Source organism: Mycolicibacterium baixiangningiae (assembly GCF_016313185.1).
Lineage (GTDB): Bacteria > Actinomycetota > Actinomycetes > Mycobacteriales > Mycobacteriaceae > Mycobacterium > Mycobacterium baixiangningiae.
In genome coordinates this window covers 2,567,262-2,582,746 of sequence record NZ_CP066218.1, presented here as the reverse complement: position 1 = coordinate 2,582,746, position 15,485 = coordinate 2,567,262, and the positions used below count along the sequence as shown (strand labels likewise).

Below are 15,485 nucleotides of genomic sequence, written 5' to 3'. Positions count from 1 at the left end.
CGTGTGGATCGGCTGGCTGGAGTTCGACCTCCTTCTCGGTGACGTGCGCTCGCTCAAACAGAAGCGCTCGGCGATCCGGCCGTTGATCGCAGAACTGCAGCGCCGATTCACCGTCTCCGCGGCCGAAACCGGTGCGCAGGAGCTCCACCGGCGGGCCGGGATCGGGCTGGCCGTCGTGGCCGCCGACCGGGCGCACGTCGTCGACGTGCTCGACGCCGCGGAACGACTGGTCGCGGCGCGTCCGGAAATGGAACTGCTGTCGGTGCGCCGCGCTCTGCGGCGCAGCGATGACGACTAGTCCGCCGCCCCTATTCCGTCGCCTTTAATCCGTCGCCTTGGTAGGTGCGGCGAGTTGCCGCTTGCGGCGCAGGGGAATCGGCGCGATCGCGCCCGGCGCCAGTCGGCGCGCGCTGATCAGGAACGCCGTGTGGCCGCGCATCGTGTGCTGCGGGCGCACGGCCAGGCCGACGACGTACCAGCCTCGCTGCATGCTCTCCCAGGCCCGCGGCTCGGTCCAGCACTGCTGGGCGCGGAGCGCCTCCACAGCACGCGAGAGCTGAGTGACGGTCGCGACGTAGATCATCAGCACCCCGCCTGCCACGAGGTGGCGTGAGACGGTGTCGAGCACCTCCCACGGCGCGAGCATGTCGAGCACCACGCGATCCACCTCGCCGCCGGTGTAGTCGTTGAGATCGGCGATGACGAGGTCCCAGTTGTCGGGCCGCTCACCGAAGAACGTGTCGACGTTCCGCGCGGCGTGCACCGCGTGGTCGTCGCGCACCTCGTACGACGTCACCTGGCCCTGGGGGCCGACCGCGCGCAGCAGCGAGCAGGTCAGCGCGCCCGAACCGGCACCGGCCTCCAGGACGCGCGCGCCGGGGAAGATGTCGCCCTCGTGGACGATCTGCGCGGCGTCCTTCGGGTAGATGACCTGCGCGCCGCGCGGCATCGACATCACGTAGTCGACGAGCAGCGGCCGCAGCACCAGGAACTGGTCGCCGCTGGTGGACTTGACGACGCTGCCTTCGGGCAGGCCGATGACGCTGTCGAGGGAGATCATCCCGCGGTGGGTGTGGAATTCACCGCCCGGCGTGAGCAGCATCGTGTAATGCCGCCCCTTGGCGTCGGTGAGTTGGACGCGGTCTCCGACGACGAACGGACCGGTTCTGGGCATAGCTGCCCAGCCTGCCAGCAGGCGCGGTGTGACGGGCCCGCGGGGTTCCGCAGATCTGTCGGGGGCCCGTCCTAGGCTGCAGAGTATGAGCGAACAGCCCGCGCCGGTCCGGCGCCCCGCGCTGTCGCCGTCGCGGGCCAGTGACTTCAAACAGTGCCCGCTGCTGTACCGGTTCCGCGCGATCGACCGATTACCGGAGCCGCAGTCCACCGCGCAGTTGCGCGGGTCGGTGGTGCACGCCGCACTGGAACAGCTCTATGCGCTGCCCGCCGTGGACCGCGGCCCCGAGACGGCGCTGACGCTGGTCACGCCGGCCTGGGAGCGGGTGATCGCCGAACGTCCGGAGGCGGCCGCCGACATCGAACCGGAGGTACGCGACGCGCTGCTGGGTGAGGCCCGCGCCCTGCTGTCGGGCTACTACCGCCTGGAGGATCCGACCCGCTTCGACCCGCAGTGCTGCGAACAGCACGTGGAGGTCGAACTCGACGACGGCACTCTGCTGCGCGGATTCGTCGACCGCATCGATGTGGCACCGACCGGCGAACTCCGGGTCGTCGACTACAAGACCGGTAAGGCGCCGCCGGAAGCACGCGCGATGGCCGAGGCCAAAGCGCTGTTCCAGATGAAGTTCTACGCGGTGGCGCTGCTCCGCTCGCGCGGAGTGCTGCCCACCCGGCTGCGGTTGCTCTACCTCGCCGACGGCCAGGTCCTCGACTACTCCCCCGATCTGGAGGAACTCACCCGGTTCGAGCGCACGCTGACGGCCATCTGGCGGGCGATCCTGGCGGCCGGCGCCACCGGGGACTTCCGGCCGAAGCCGTCCCGGCTGTGTGACTGGTGCTGCCACCGCGCGCTGTGCCCCGAATTCGGTGGCACCCCGCCGCCGTACCCGGGCTGGCCGGAGCAGCCGGCCGCGTGATCGGACATCTGTACCACCGGTTGCCCGGCGACCGCGGCCCCGCGGCGTTCGAGTCGACCCCCTACACCCGCAGTAATTGGGACCCGACCATCCAGCACGGGTCCCCGCCGTTGGCATTGCTCACCAAGGCCGTCGAGGACCTCGCGGCGGGTCGCGGACTTCGGGTCGGGCGGCTCACGCTCGACATCCTCGGCGCGATTCCGGTGGCACCGGTGTGGGTGCGCGCGGAGGTGGTGCGGCCGGGGAGCCGGATCTCGCTCATGGCCGCCGAGATGCTCGCCGCCCGCCCAGACGGGAGCCGCCGGGCCGTCGCCCGGGTGACCGCGTGGCTGCTCGCGCCCAGCGACACCGGCGACGCCGTCACCGATCGCTATCCGCCACTGGTGGAAGGCGATGCGGCCAGCGTGGCACACGCGTGGGAGGGTGCGCCCGGATATCTGGAGACGGTGAGCTGGCGCCGCCAACCCGACGACGGCACCGCCGCGGTGGCCTGGCTGACACCGCTCGTCCCGCTCGTCGATAACGAGTCGACCACGGCGCTGCAACGCCTGGCGATGGTGGTCGACTCCGCCAACGGCATCGGCGCCGCGCTCGACCCGCAGGAGTTCATGTTCATGAACACCGACACCGTCGTGCACCTGCACCGGCTCCCCGAAGGGTCGGATTTCGGTCTGCGCAGCCGAGCGTCGATCGGACCGGACGGGATCGGCGTCACCACGGCCGAGATCTTCGACCGTGACGGGTTCGTCGGCACATCCGCCCAGACACTGCTCGTGCAGCGGCAGCGGTGAAGGGACTCGTCGGGCAGTTCGACCTGGCGTGGGCGCTGACCGAGCTGCACCTGTCCGCACTCACCGCCGACGACTTCCTGTGGGAGCCTGCGGAACTCGTGTGGACCGTCAGGCCCGACGGGTCCGGCAGCTGGCGGCCCGACTGGTCCGAGGCCGAACTCGACCCCATCCCCGTGCCCACTGTCGGATGGTTGACGTGGCACGTCACGTGGTGGTGGTCGGTGACGCTGGCACATCTCCACGGCGACGACGTGCCCGACCGCACGGACGTGACCTGGCCTGGCGGCGCTGCGGCAGTCACCCGAATCCGCGGTCTGGCTCAGCGCTGGCGGGCGACCCTCGGCGCACTCACGGTTGACGACCTCGAGCGCCCGTCGGCCTTCCCGTGGGGCGCCGACAGTGGCCGCACGGTGGCCGATACCGTGCTGTGGCTGCATGTCGAGCTCACGAAGAACGCGGCCGAGATCGGTCAGCTCCGGTTGCTGCGGGCGGCATCGCGCTGAGCCCGTTGAGCAGGACCTCCAACCCGAAGGCCAACGCGGCGTCGGCGTTGTGGGCCGCGCCGCCCGCCTCGCCGGCAGCGGTGCCGATACGGGAGGCCAGCGGATAGCGTTCGGCGAGCCCGAACGTGGCCAACCTGGCACCCTCCCGCTCCCACCACTGCCGGGGTGACTCCTCTTCGCGTTCCCGCCGGGCGTACGCCAGGGCGCGCGCACACGAGCGGGCGAAGTCGAGGACGAGCGTCAGGGCAGCGTCCTTGTCCGCATCGCTGAGCGGCAGCGAGTCCACCGCGCCCAGCTCGCGGTCGTACTTGGCCAGCGTGCCGGGGCCGAGGACGGCCCGTTCGGACTCGATCTCGGCCAGCCAGGGGTGCTGGTCGAAGAGGGTCACATTGTCGGCGACGACGGCGGTCAGCCGGGCTCTCCAGTCACCAGCCGGTGCGGTGACCGCCATCTCGGCCCGACACTGGTCGGCCATGAGTTGGAGGAGCTGATCCCGGCTGCGCACGTAGGAGTAGAGCGTCATCACCGGCACCTCCAACGCGTCGGCGACGTCACGCAGCGTGAACAGCAGGCCGAGCCGGTCGGCGACCGCGATCGCCGCGGCGATGACCTGGTCAGGAGTGAACCTGGGTGGGCGGCCGCGGCGCGGCGGCAGGGGCTTCTCGTGCCGCCACAGCAGGTCGACGGTATCCATGGGCGTCCTCGCTTGCATTTCCGTACAGGGTACGGATACTAGTTCTCGTACACCATACGAGAAAGGCTCCCATGAACGTCACTGCCACGGCGATCTCGCTCAACGTCCCCGACCCACAGGCCTCCGCCGACTTCTTGTCCGAGCATGTCGGGTACACCGCCGCCATGCAGGACGACGGGTTCGTCTCGCTGGAACACCCTGGCGGCGGGCCCAATGTGGTCTATCTGCGCACGGGGCTGCCGACGTTCAAACCGGCCCACCGGGCCGGCAGCGCGGGCGACGGCCTGCTGCTGGTCTTCGTCGTCGAGGACGTCGACGCCGTCTACGAGGGCGTCCGCGCCGGCGGCGCACCCGTCGTCACCGCACCCGAGACCGAACCGTGGGGTGAGCGGTACTGCCAGTTCGAGGATCCGAACGGGATCATCGTGCAGTTCGTCCAGTGGATGTGATGTTATATTTGCTTGCATCTATATAGATGTAGTGGAATACTCGGGGCATGGACGTTTTCGAAGCTGTCGCCGAGCCCAGCCGGCGGGCGCTCATCGATGCGCTGGCCGACGGTGAGCGCACGGCGGGTGAACTGGTCTCGACACTGCCCGGGCTGACCCAACCGACGGTCTCGCGACACCTCCGGGTGCTCCGCGAGGTGGGACTGGTCGAGGTGCGACCGGACGCACAGCGGCGCATCTACGCACTGCGCGCCGACGGGCTCGTGGAGATCGGCGTATGGATCGACCGATACCGCCGCTTCTGGGCCGGACACCTCGACGACCTCGAGCAGCACCTGCACCACCGCGCGCGGGAGTCTCGATGAGCGGGCGCGAAGGCCGCCTCACCGTCGACGGCGAGCGGGCGGTGCTGACCTTCGAGCGCCGGCTGCCGTTCCCGATCGAGGCGGTGTGGTCGGCGATCACCGATCCGGACGAGCGCGGGCAATGGTTCGGCGCGACGACGATCGACGCCCGCGAAGGCGGCAGCATCGAGATGGTCGCCACCGGTCCGCCGCTACCCGATGACCGCAAGAAGATGACCGGGCGCATCCTCGTCTGGGATCCGCCGCATGTCCTCGAGCATGAATGGCGCCAGCCGATCGTCGAGAACGGGGTCGTGCGCTACGAGTTGCGCGCCGAGGGCGACGCCACCGTGCTGCGTTTCACCCACCGCGGCCTCAGCGTCCGCAACGCCACCGGTTTCCGCGGCGGCACCGCCGCCTATCTCGACCGCCTCGGCGCCCACCTGTCCGGTGCGCCCCTACCGGAATGGAGCAATTCGCGTGACTGACAACGGTTCAACGGCTTCGCCCGTATGCGTGGCGGTGGCCTACCACTCGGGCTTCGGTCATACCACCGTCCTCGCGAAGGCGGTCACCGACGGGGCGCGCGCCGCCGGGGCGGAGGTGGTGGCACTCGCGGTCGACACCCTCACCGACGACGGCTGGCGCGCACTCGACGACGCCGACGCCATCGTCTTCGGCAGCCCCACCTACATGGGCAACGTGTCGGCGGCGTTCCAGGCGTTCGCCGAGCGCACGGGGCGGCGGTGCCAAGAGGGCACCTGGCGCGACAAGTTGGCTGCCGGCTTCACGAACTCCGGCGCCAAGAGCGGCGACAAGGTGGCCACGTTGATGTCGCTGGCGGTGTTCGCCGCGCAGCACCACATGCACTGGGTGAGCCTCGGCCTGGTCGCGGGTTGGAACAGTTCGGCGGGCAGTCCGGACGACCTCAACCGACTCGGCTTCTTCTTGGGCGCGGGGGCGCAGACCGACGTCGACACCGGGCCCGACGGAGTGCATCCCTCCGACGTGCGGACCTGTCGGCACTTGGGCGAAAGGGTCGCCCACGTGGCCGCACAGTTCGCGGCCGGACGCACCGTCACGTCAGCGGTTTCAGGTCCTGCAGCATCGTCGGCACCAGTTCGCTGACGGTCGGGTGGATGTGCATGGTGCGCGAAATGGCGGTGTAGGGCTTTTTCGCGGTCATGATGTCGAGGATCGCGTGCACCACCTCGTCACCGCCGACACCGAGGATCGCCGCTCCGAGGATCTCCTCGGTCTCTGCGTCCACGACGACCTTCATGAAGCCCTGGGTCTCGCCCTTCTCGACGGCCCGGCCGACCCGCGTCATGGGGCGTTTGCCCACCAGCGCCTTGCGGCCGGACGCCCGGACCTGCGCGACGGTCATGCCGGCGCGCCCCAGGGGCGGGTCGACGTAGAGCGCGTAGGTGGTGACCCGGTCGCTGACTCGCCGCGGATCGTCGTCGAGGAGGTTCGCGGCGACGATCTCGAAATCGTTGTAGGAGGTGTGGGTGAACGCCCCCTTGCCGTTGCAGTCCCCCATCGCCCAGATGTGGTCGGCGCTGGTGCGCAGTTGGTCGTCGACCACGATGTAGCCGCGCTCGTCGGTCTGCACGCCTGCGGCGTCGAGTCCGAGATCGTCGGTGTTGGGTTGCCTACCCACCGCGACGAGCAGGTGACTGCCGGCGATGGGTTCTGCGCCCTCTGTCGGCACGACCTCGAACCCGTTGTCACACTTGGTGAGTCGGATGTCCCTGGCATTGACGACGATGTCGATGCCTTCGGCCTCCAGGATGTCCTTGATCGCCGCCGACACGTCCTCGTCTTCGCGCGACGTCAGCCGGGGACCGTGTTCGAGCACCGTCACCCGCGCGCCGAAGCGGCGGTACATCTGCGCGAATTCCAGTGCGATGTAGCTACCGCCGACGATCACCAGATGCTCGGGCAGGGTGTCGAGGTCCAGGATGCCCACGTTGGTCAGGTAGTCGATGTCCTCGAGGCCCGGCAGATCGGGCACCACCGCCCGGCCGCCGACGTTGAGGAAGATGCGATCGGCCTTGAGCACCTGATCGTCCACGCGCACGGTGTGCGGATCTTCGAACCGGGCGTGGCCCCGCAGGAACGTGCACCCGTCCATCCCCGTCAACCATGATTCGACGCCGTTGCGGTCGCCGAGCATGATCTCGTCCTTGCGCGCTTTGACCTTCGTCATGTCGACGGTCACATCGCCGGTGCCGACACCGAATTCGGCACCCCGCCGGGCCAGGTGGGCCGCATGGGCGCTGGCCACCAATGTCTTGGTCGGAATGCATCCGTAGTTCACGCAGGTACCGCCGACGAGTTTGCGCTCGATGACGGCGACGGTCTGGCCCGCCTCGGTCAACCGGCCGGCCAGCGGCGGCCCGGCCTGCCCCGCGCCGATGATGATGGCATCGAAAGTCGTTGCTTCGCTTGACATCTCATACCACCGAAGTGAGCCACGCGATGATGATCCCGCCGGCTACGGCGACACCGTCCTCGAGCAGTGCGATCGGCAGGTCACGCCCGCCGTTGGCTGCGACCAGACGTTTGCGGGCCTCGTATCCACCCAGTGTGCCGAGGACGGCGCCGATCACACCGGCTCCCAGTCCGCCGAACGTGTACCCCCAGGCGGTTCCGATGACCGCGCCGGCGAAACCGCCGGAGATCAGCCGGGCGATGAACTGCATGGGTGTCTTGCGGCTCGGCGTTTTGGGTAGCTGGTCGGTGACGAGTTCGCCGACGGCCAGGACGGTCAGCACCCCCACCGTGACCGGGTGGGCCACCCACTGCGCCCACGTCCCGTCGAGGACGATCCAGTTCAGCATCGCCGCCCACGCGACGGCCGCGGGTGCGGTGAACGCGCGCAGCCCGGCGACCACCCCTATCAGCAGCGCCAGAAGCAGGACTAGGGCATGCGTCATGCGAACCTCCGGCCGGCGATGAAGTCATCCGGACGCTAGCACGCAACCCCGGTCCGCACAGTGCATAACGCACAAGATCAGAAGCGGCAGAACCGGATGTCCGAGGCGAGGATCGCCTTCGCGCCGATCGCCGCCAGCTCGTCCATGATGGTGTTGACGTCGCGCCGTGGCACCAACGCACGGACCGCGACCCAGTCCGGGTCGGCCAGCGGCGCGATGGTGGGCGATTCCAGTCCCGGCGTCACCTCGGTGGCCCGGTCCAGCACGTAACGCGGGCAGTCGTAATCCAGCATCAGGTACTGCTGGCCGAAGACGACGCCCTGCACCCTGGCGGCCAGTTGGTCACGCGTGGAGGCATTCTCGTCACCGGCGCCGTCGCGCTCGATCAGCACCGCCTCCGAGTCGCACAGCGAGTCACCGAAGGCGACGAGGTTGTGCAGGCCGAGCGTGCGGCCCGAGCCGACCACATCGGCGATCGCGTCGGCGACACCGAGGGCCACCGAGATCTCCACCGCACCGTCGAGGCGGATGACGGTCGCGTCGATCCCCCTGGCGGTCAGGTCTTTTCGCACCAGATTCGGGAAGGCGGTGGCGATTCGCTTACCGTCGAGATCCTCCGGCGCCCAGTCGCGTCCGGCGGGTGCGGCGTAGCGGAAGGTCGAGGATCCGAAGCCCAGCGCCAGCCGTTCACGCACCGGCGCATCCGATTCGGCGGCCAGGTCACGTCCGGTGATCCCGAGATCGAGCTGGCCCGATCCGACGTAGATCGCAATGTCCTTCGGCCGCAGGAAGAAGAACTCGACGTTGTTGGCCGGGTCGACGACGGTGAGGTCCTTGGTGTCGGTGCGGCGCCGATAGCCGGCCTCCGACAGGATCTCCGAGGCCGGTTCACTCAGCGTGCCCTTGTTCGGCACGGCGACTCTCAGCATGCCGTTCACAGCTTGCGGTAGACGTCGTCGGGCGACAGGCCGCGGGCGATCATCAGCACCTGCGTCCAGTACAGCAACTGGCTGATCTCCTCGGCGAGCGCGTCGTCACTCTCGTGTTCGGCGGCCAGCCACACCTCGCCGGCCTCCTCGAGGATCTTCTTGCCCAGGCCGTGCACGCCACCGTCGAGGGCCGCCACGGTGCCGCTGCCCTCAGGCCGGGTGCGCGCGCGTTCGGTCAACTCGTCGAACAACGCATCGAAGGTCTTCACGGGCTGCGATTCTCCCACGCCGCGACTCAGCACCGTGCGGGCACGGCCATCAACACCGTGCGGGCACGGCCCTCAGCCCTCCTTGGCGGCCGTTGGCAGGCCCTCGCCCTTGAGGATCTCGCCGTGCATGTCCTCCAGCGACACACCCTTGGTCTCCATCACCCACCGCCAGACGAACAGACCCGACAGGATCGCGCACAGCCCGTAGAAGCCGTAGGCCAGGCCGAGGTGCTCACGCAGGCCGGGGAAGGTGACGGTGATCAGCCAGTTGGCCGCCCACTGCCCGGCGGCGGCCAGGCCAAGCGCGGCGGCGCGGATGCGGTTGGGGAACATCTCGCCGAGCAGCACCCAGACCACCGGACCCCAGGACATACCGAACGCCACCACGAACAGGTTCGCCGCGATCAGTGCGATCACCCCGGAGGCACCGGGCAGGCTCGGGTTGCCTTCGGCGTCGAGCGTCGCGTTGGCGAAGATGATCGCCATCGTGATCAGCGTGACCGCCATCCCCGAGGAACCGATGAGCAGCAGCGGTTTGCGGCCGATCTTGTCGATCAGCGCGATCGCGATGAGCGTGGTCAGCACATTGATCACCGACGTGATGACGGTGTAGACCGCCGATTCGTCAGCGCTGAAGCCGACCGCCTGCCACAGCACGTTGGAGTAGTAGAAGATCACGTTGATACCGACGAACTGCTGGAAGATCGACAACCCGAGACCCACCCAGACGATGCCGAAGAGCCCGCCGGTCGGTTTGCGCAGATCCCGCCACGACGGCTTGTCCTCGCGCTCCAGGGTCTCCCGGATGCGGTTGATGGTGATCTCCAGGTTCTTCTGCCCGAGCAGCGTGCTGAGTACCTTGCGGGCCTCCGGGATCTTGTGGCTGGCAACGAGATACCGCGGCGATTCCGGGATGGTGAAGGCCAACGCGCCGTACACGACGGCGGGCACCGCCATCGCCAGGAACATCCAGCGCCACGCGTCGACGCCGAACCACAGCGGCTCGTTGGGACCGCCGGCGGCGTACTGCAGCAGCCAGTTCACCACGAACGACAGGAAGATGCCGGACACAATGGCCAGCTGTTGCAGGGAGCCCAGCCGTCCGCGGATGCTCGGCGGCGATGTCTCGGCGATGTAGGCCGGCGCGATCACCGAAGCGACGCCGACGCCGATACCGCCGACGATCCGGAAGAGCACCACTGTCCACACCTCGTGGGCGAAACCGGTGCCGAACGCACTGATCAGGAACAGCACCGCCGCGATCTTCATCACCGCGATGCGACCGATCCGGTCGGCGATACGGCCCGCGGTCATGGCTCCGGCGGCGGCGCCCAGCAGCGCCGACGCGACAGCGAATCCCAGCGACGCGTTGCCGATGCCGAAGTCCTCCTGGATGGAGTCGACGGCGCCGTTGATCACCGCGCTGTCGTAGCCGAACAGGAGGCCGCCGAGAGCGGCCACCGAGGCGATTCGGACTGCAGTCTTTCCGGAGGCGAACTGCCCATCCCCGACCGGCAGATCGCCACCTACCGGCGCCCCTCCGTGACCAGCCATCGAACGTCCTCTCCCGCTGCATCGTCGCGTGACCGGAATCACATTCAAGCACTGATCCGGCCGGAAAGACGCGGGTTCCCGGAAGCGGACGCGGCGAAACCGCGCGGGCCGATCAGGCGGTGCGTCGACCTGAGGCGAGGTCGACCTCGGCGTGAATCGCCCGCAGATCGTCGACGGCGAGAAGACTCAGCGACTCGACGTGCCGGCGGCGCGGGCTCGGCGGGACGACCACGTCGTTGGGCACCACGAGCACGGGGCACCCGGCCAGCTCGGCAGCCAGCGTGCCGGTGACCGAGTCCTCCACCGCCATGCAGTGGGCCGGGTCGAGGCCGAGCAGCTCGGCGGCCCGCAGGTAGGGGTCGGCGGCCGGCTTACCGTTGGGCACCTCGTCGCCACAGACGGTCACCGAGAAGTAGTGGCGGCCGATGCTGTCGAGTGCCTGTTCGGTGAGCGCGCGCTGGGTGTTGGTGACCAGCGCCATCGGAACCGCTTCGCCCGCAAGGGCGTCGAGCAGCTCGCGGGCTCCGTCGCACCACGGAAGGCCGTGGTGGGCGAACAGTTCGCCGGTGTGGTCGTGCAACCAGCGGTCGGCTTCGGCCATCGCGACGGGATCGGGGTCGAGACCGAGATCGGCGAAGATCGTCTTGATGGTGTTCTCCGCCGAGCTGCCGACCAGAGCGGTGCGCAGCTCGTCGGTGATCACGCCGCCCAGCCGGTCGTAGAGCGCGGCAAGCGAGACGTCCCACAGCTTCTCGGAATCGACGAGCGTCCCGTCCATATCAAAGAGGACGGCGCACAGCCCCTCCCTCATGGGCGCAGCCCCCCGCCGAACGTGAGCATGTGTTCGAGTTTCTGCCGAACTTTCGTGCAGGACTTCACGTTCGTGGCGATCAAGGGTTCAGTCCTCCGGGTTGTAGCCGAGGTTGGGGGCGAGCCAGCGCTCGGCTTCCTTCAGGGTCCAGCCCTTGCGCTTGGCGTAGTCGGCGACCTGGTCCTGGGCGATCCGGCCGACCACGAAGTACTGCGACTGCGGGTGCGAGAAGTACCACCCGCTGACGGCAGCACCGGGCCACATCGCCATCGACTCCGTCAGCTCGATGCCGGTGCGCTCCTGGACGTCCATCAGCTCCCAGAGCGTCGCCTTCTCGGTGTGCTCCGGGCAGGCAGGGTAACCGGGGGCTGGGCGGATTCCCACGTACTTCTCACCGATGAGCGCCTCGTTGTCCAACTGCTCGTCAGGCTGGAATCCCCAGAACTCCTTGCGGACCCGCTGGTGCATCCGTTCGGCGAACGCCTCGGCCAGCCGGTCGGCGAGCGACTCCAGCAGGATCGCGCTGTAGTCGTCGTTGTCTGCCTTGAACTCCGCGATCTTGTCGCTACTGCCGAGGCCCGCAGTGACGGCGAATGCGCCGACGTAGTCCCGGAGACCCGTTTCTTTGGGGGCGATGAAGTCGCCGAGGCTCCGGTTGGGGATGCCGTCGCGGTGCTCGCCCTGCTGACGCAGGTTGTGCAGCGTGGTGAGCACCTCGGTGCGGGTCTCGTCGGTGTAGACCTCGATGTCTTCTTCAAAACCCGAGCCGACCGCGTTCGCCGGGAAGAATCCGATGACGCCGTTGGCCGTCAGCCACTTCTCCTTGATCAGGGTGTCGAGCATCTCCTGGGCGTCGTCGTACAGCTTGCGGGCCGTCTCGCCCGAGACCGGGTTGTTGAGGATGTCGGGGAAGCGGCCCTTCATCTCCCAGGCGTTGAAGAACGGCTGCCAGTCGATGTACTCGCGGAGCTCGGCGATGTCGTAGTCGAGGAACTCGCGCACGCCGAGACCCTGGGCGGGCACCGGCGGCGTGTAGCCGTCCCATTCGATCGGCGTCCGGTTCGCCCGAGCCTTCTCCAGCGTCAGCATCGGCCGCTCGTTCTTCTGAGCATGCCGTTCGCGAAGCGACGCGTAATCCTTCTCGGTGGCCTCCAGCAGCGCAGGCCGCTGCTTGTCGTCCAGCAGCGCAGCAGCGACCGGCACCGAGCGGGAAGCGTCCTTGACCCAGACCACCGGACCGCTACGACGCGGCGACACCTTCACGGCGGTGTGGGCGCGCGACGTGGTCGCGCCACCGATCAGCAGCGGGATGTCCAGCCCTTGGCGCTCCATCTCGACGGCGAAGTTGACCATCTCGTCCAGGGAGGGCGTGATCAGGCCGGACAGCCCGATGATGTCGGCGTCGTGCTCCTTCGCCGCGTCGAGGATCTTCTGGGCGGGCACCATCACACCGAGGTCGATCACTTCGAAGTTGTTGCACTGCAGGACGACCCCGACGATGTTCTTGCCGATGTCGTGCACGTCGCCCTTGACGGTGGCCATGATGATCGTGCCGTTGGTGTCTTTCCCGGCTGCAGCGCCGGACGCTTCCTTCTCCGCCTCGATGAACGGCAGCAGATAGGCCACGGCCTTCTTCATCACCCGGGCCGACTTCACGACCTGGGGAAGGAACATCTTGCCCGCACCGAAGAGGTCACCGACGACGTTCATGCCGTCCATCAGCGGGCCCTCGATCACCTCGATCGGGCGACCACCTGCGCCCTCGATCTCGGCCCGCAGTTCCTCGGTGTCGGTCTCGACGTTGGCGTCGATGCCCTTCACCAGGGCGTGCGTGATCCGCTCGCGGACCGGGAGAGATCGCCACTCGGCTGCCTTGGGGTCCTCCGTTTTCTCCGACTTGTTGAACCGTTCGGCGATCTCCAGCAGCCGTTCGGCCGCGTCCTCGCGACGGTTCAGCACGACGTCCTCGATGCGGTCGCGCAGCTCGGGGTCGATCGAGTCATACGGCACCAGCGAGCCCGCGTTGACGATGCCCATGTCCAGGCCGGCCTTGATGGCGTGGTAGAGGAACACCGCGTGGATGGCCTCGCGGACGGGGTTGTTGCCGCGGAACGAGAACGACACGTTCGAGATGCCGCCGGAGATGTGCACCCCGGGCAGGTTCTCCTTGATCCAGGCGCAGGCCTCGATGAAGTCGATCCCGTACGTCGCGTGCTCCTCGATTCCGGTCGCCAGCGCGAAGCAGTTCGGGTCGAAGATGATGTCCTCAGGCGGGAAGCCGACCTCTTCGGTCAGGATCCGGTAGGCGCGCCCGCAGATCTCCTTGCGGCGCTCGAGGTTGTCGGCCTGACCCTGCTCGTCGAAGGCCATCACGACGACGGCAGCGCCGTACTTGCGGCACAGCCGGGCTTCGCGGATGAACTTCTCCTCGCCCTCCTTCATGGAGATCGAGTTGACGATCGGCTTGCCCTGCACGTTCTTCAGGCCCGCCTCGATGACCTCCCACTTCGAGGAGTCGATCATCACCGGGACGCGGCTGATGTCCGGCTCGGCCGCGATCAGCTTGGTGAACCGGTCCATCGCGGCGACGCCGTCGATCATGCCCTCGTCCATGTTGATGTCGATGACTTGGGCACCGACCTCGACCTGCTGCAGGGCGACCGACAGGGCGGTGTCGTAGTCCTCGGCCTTGATCAGGTTGCGGAACCGTGCGGACCCGGTGATATTGGTGCGCTCGCCGATGTTGACGAACAGCGAGTCGTCGGTGATGTTGAGCGGCTCGAGGCCCGAAAGCCGGGTGGCGACCGGGATCTCCGGCAGCTCACGCTGCGGCTTACCCTCGACGACCCTGGCGATCTCGGCGATGTGCTCCGGCGTCGTTCCGCAGCAACCACCGACCAGGTTGACCAGGCCGGCCTCGGCGAAGTCTGCGATGTAGCCGGCCTGACGCTCCGGGGACTCGTCGTACTCTCCGAACGCGTTGGGCAGCCCGGCATTCGGGTAGCAGGACACGAACGTGTCGGCAATCCGCGCCACCTCGGCGATGTAGGGCCTCATCTCCGGCGCGCCGAGGGCGCAGTTGAGCCCGACCGCGAGCGGCTTCGCGTGCCTGATCGCGTTCCAGAACGCTTCGGTGACCTGACCGGACAACGTCCGCCCGGACGCATCGGTGATGGTTCCCGAGATGATCAGCGGCCAGCGGCGGCCGCGCTCCTCGAACAGCGTCTCGATGGCGAACACCGCCGCCTTGGCGTTCAGCGAGTCGAAGATCGTCTCGATGATGAGCAGATCGGCACCGCCGTCGACCAGGCCGTTGGCGGCTTCGAGGTAGGCGGCGACGAGCTGGTCGTAGGAGACGTTGCGGGCGCCGGGATCGTTGACGTCCGGTGATATCGACGCGGTCCGCGTCGTCGGCCCGATGGCGCCGGCGACGTAGCGCGGCTTCTCGGGGGTGCTGAACTCGTCGGCGGCCTTTCGGGCCAACGCGGCGCCGGCGTAGTTCAGCTCGTAGGCCAGCTCATGCATGTCGTAATCGGAGAGCGATATCGCGTTCGCATTGAACGTGTTGGTCTCCAGGATGTCCGCGCCCGCCTGGAGGTACTCGCGGTGGATCCCCTCGATGATCTGGGGCTGCGTGAGCGTGAGCAGGTCGTTGTTGCCCTGCAGCGCGGTCGGCCACTCCCTGAACCGGTCGCCGCGGTAACCATCCTCGTCCGGCCGGTCCCGCTGGATCGCTGTGCCCATCGCGCCGTCGATCACCATGATCCGCTGGCGCAGAGCAGCCGTCAGTTCGTCGGTGCAGTCGGGACGGATGTTCGGCTCAAAGGCGTCGGAGTCATAGGTGTCGGAGTCAACGGTGTTCGAGTCAATGGCAGTCACGTGCGCTCCTTCCGTAGCGGAAGGCGTCCTTGACTCTGCCGAGCGTGGCGGATACCGAGTGGGGATCCAGGCCCCCTGAGTAACCGTTGCAACGCCTCTCGACCAGGAAAGTCTACGTCGACACCTGATCGACGTCTGGACGCCCAGTTGGTCGCCGTTGAGCGACAGCTCCACGATCTTATCGGCAACGACATAGTCAACAGAGCTAACGAAATTGCCGCCAAACG

17 protein-coding genes are annotated in these 15,485 nt (G+C 68.0%); 8 read left to right on the top strand and 9 right to left on the bottom strand.

Going from position 1 to position 15,485, the window contains the following annotated elements:
* Window position 1 precedes the first annotated feature (1 nt).
* Window positions 2-298, top strand: coding sequence for a DUF503 domain-containing protein (locus tag I7X18_RS12100; RefSeq protein ID WP_193047437.1), 297 nt, complete (start codon window positions 2-4; stop codon window positions 296-298).
* A 24-nt stretch (window positions 299-322) separates the two neighbouring features.
* On the opposite strand, the gene I7X18_RS12095 is transcribed toward I7X18_RS12100, so the two are convergent.
* Window positions 323-1,174, bottom strand: a complete 852-nt coding sequence (locus tag I7X18_RS12095; RefSeq protein WP_193047436.1) for a tRNA (adenine-N1)-methyltransferase — start codon at window positions 1,172-1,174, stop codon at window positions 323-325.
* Between the two features lie 85 nt (window positions 1,175-1,259).
* Between I7X18_RS12095 and I7X18_RS12090 the strand changes: the two genes are divergently transcribed.
* From I7X18_RS12090 to I7X18_RS12080, 3 genes are read left to right on the top strand one after another with little or no spacing between them, the layout of a single operon-like run.
* Window positions 1,260-2,093 carry a RecB family exonuclease gene (locus I7X18_RS12090; RefSeq protein WP_193047435.1) on the top strand — a complete coding sequence of 278 codons (834 nt, stop codon included), beginning with the start codon at window positions 1,260-1,262 and terminating at the stop codon, window positions 2,091-2,093.
* The gene (locus I7X18_RS12085; protein ID WP_193047434.1) at window positions 2,090-2,884 is read left to right on the top strand and encodes a thioesterase family protein; all 795 of its coding nucleotides are present in this window, start codon (window positions 2,090-2,092) and stop codon (window positions 2,882-2,884) included. Before I7X18_RS12090 ends, I7X18_RS12085 begins: the two co-directional genes overlap by 4 nt.
* Window positions 2,881-3,387: a DinB family protein gene (locus I7X18_RS12080; protein WP_193047433.1), complete on the top strand. Its 507-nt coding sequence runs from the start codon at window positions 2,881-2,883 to the stop codon at window positions 3,385-3,387. The genes I7X18_RS12085 and I7X18_RS12080 overlap by 4 nt, the downstream gene beginning before the upstream one ends.
* Here the strand turns inward: I7X18_RS12080 and I7X18_RS12075 are convergent.
* Window positions 3,329-4,081 carry a TetR/AcrR family transcriptional regulator C-terminal domain-containing protein gene (locus I7X18_RS12075; RefSeq protein ID WP_193047432.1) on the bottom strand — a complete coding sequence of 251 codons (753 nt, stop codon included), beginning with the start codon at window positions 4,079-4,081 and terminating at the stop codon, window positions 3,329-3,331. The two genes, I7X18_RS12080 and I7X18_RS12075, sit on opposite strands and share 59 nt — an antisense overlap.
* Before the next feature lie 71 nt (window positions 4,082-4,152).
* On the opposite strand from I7X18_RS12075, the gene I7X18_RS12070 reads away from it, so the two are divergent.
* The 4 genes from I7X18_RS12070 to I7X18_RS12055 are packed head-to-tail and all read left to right on the top strand — an operon-like array spanning window position 4,153 to window position 6,002.
* Window positions 4,153-4,530: a VOC family protein gene (locus tag I7X18_RS12070; RefSeq protein WP_193047431.1), complete on the top strand. Its 378-nt coding sequence runs from the start codon at window positions 4,153-4,155 to the stop codon at window positions 4,528-4,530.
* Between the two features lie 47 nt (window positions 4,531-4,577).
* The gene (locus I7X18_RS12065; protein ID WP_193047430.1) at window positions 4,578-4,895 is read left to right on the top strand and encodes an ArsR/SmtB family transcription factor; all 318 of its coding nucleotides are present in this window, start codon (window positions 4,578-4,580) and stop codon (window positions 4,893-4,895) included.
* The gene (locus I7X18_RS12060) at window positions 4,892-5,362 is read left to right on the top strand and encodes an SRPBCC family protein (protein WP_193047429.1); all 471 of its coding nucleotides are present in this window, start codon (window positions 4,892-4,894) and stop codon (window positions 5,360-5,362) included. Before I7X18_RS12065 ends, I7X18_RS12060 begins: the two co-directional genes overlap by 4 nt.
* Entirely contained in the window at window positions 5,355-6,002 is a 648-nt protein-coding gene (locus I7X18_RS12055; RefSeq protein WP_193047428.1) for a flavodoxin family protein, read from the top strand. Before I7X18_RS12060 ends, I7X18_RS12055 begins: the two co-directional genes overlap by 8 nt.
* Here I7X18_RS12055 and I7X18_RS12050 read toward each other — a convergent pair.
* The 7 genes from I7X18_RS12050 to metH form a co-directional block, all read right to left on the bottom strand.
* A complete protein-coding gene (locus I7X18_RS12050) occupies window positions 5,953-7,332 on the bottom strand; it encodes an FAD-containing oxidoreductase (protein ID WP_193047427.1) in 1,380 nt (459 codons plus the stop codon). The genes I7X18_RS12055 and I7X18_RS12050 overlap by 50 nt on opposite strands.
* Before the next feature lies 1 nt (window position 7,333).
* Window positions 7,334-7,816: a DUF4126 family protein gene (locus I7X18_RS12045; RefSeq protein ID WP_193047426.1), complete on the bottom strand. Its 483-nt coding sequence runs from the start codon at window positions 7,814-7,816 to the stop codon at window positions 7,334-7,336.
* Between the two features lie 77 nt (window positions 7,817-7,893).
* Window positions 7,894-8,745: an ATP phosphoribosyltransferase gene (gene hisG / locus I7X18_RS12040; protein WP_193047425.1), complete on the bottom strand. Its 852-nt coding sequence runs from the start codon at window positions 8,743-8,745 to the stop codon at window positions 7,894-7,896.
* A 5-nt stretch (window positions 8,746-8,750) separates the two neighbouring features.
* A complete protein-coding gene (locus tag I7X18_RS12035; RefSeq protein WP_059161664.1) occupies window positions 8,751-9,032 on the bottom strand; it encodes a phosphoribosyl-ATP diphosphatase in 282 nt (93 codons plus the stop codon).
* A 54-nt stretch (window positions 9,033-9,086) separates the two neighbouring features.
* Entirely contained in the window at window positions 9,087-10,568 is a 1,482-nt protein-coding gene (locus I7X18_RS12030; protein WP_193047424.1) for a sugar porter family MFS transporter, read from the bottom strand.
* A 112-nt stretch (window positions 10,569-10,680) separates the two neighbouring features.
* On the bottom strand, window positions 10,681-11,367 hold the full coding sequence (locus tag I7X18_RS12025) for an HAD family hydrolase (protein WP_193047607.1): 687 nt from the start codon (window positions 11,365-11,367) through the stop codon (window positions 10,681-10,683).
* 99 nt (window positions 11,368-11,466) lie between these two features.
* Window positions 11,467-15,141, bottom strand: coding sequence for a methionine synthase (gene metH, locus I7X18_RS12020; protein ID WP_264296010.1), 3,675 nt, complete (start codon window positions 15,139-15,141; stop codon window positions 11,467-11,469).
* Between the last annotated feature and the right edge of the window lie 344 nt (window positions 15,142-15,485).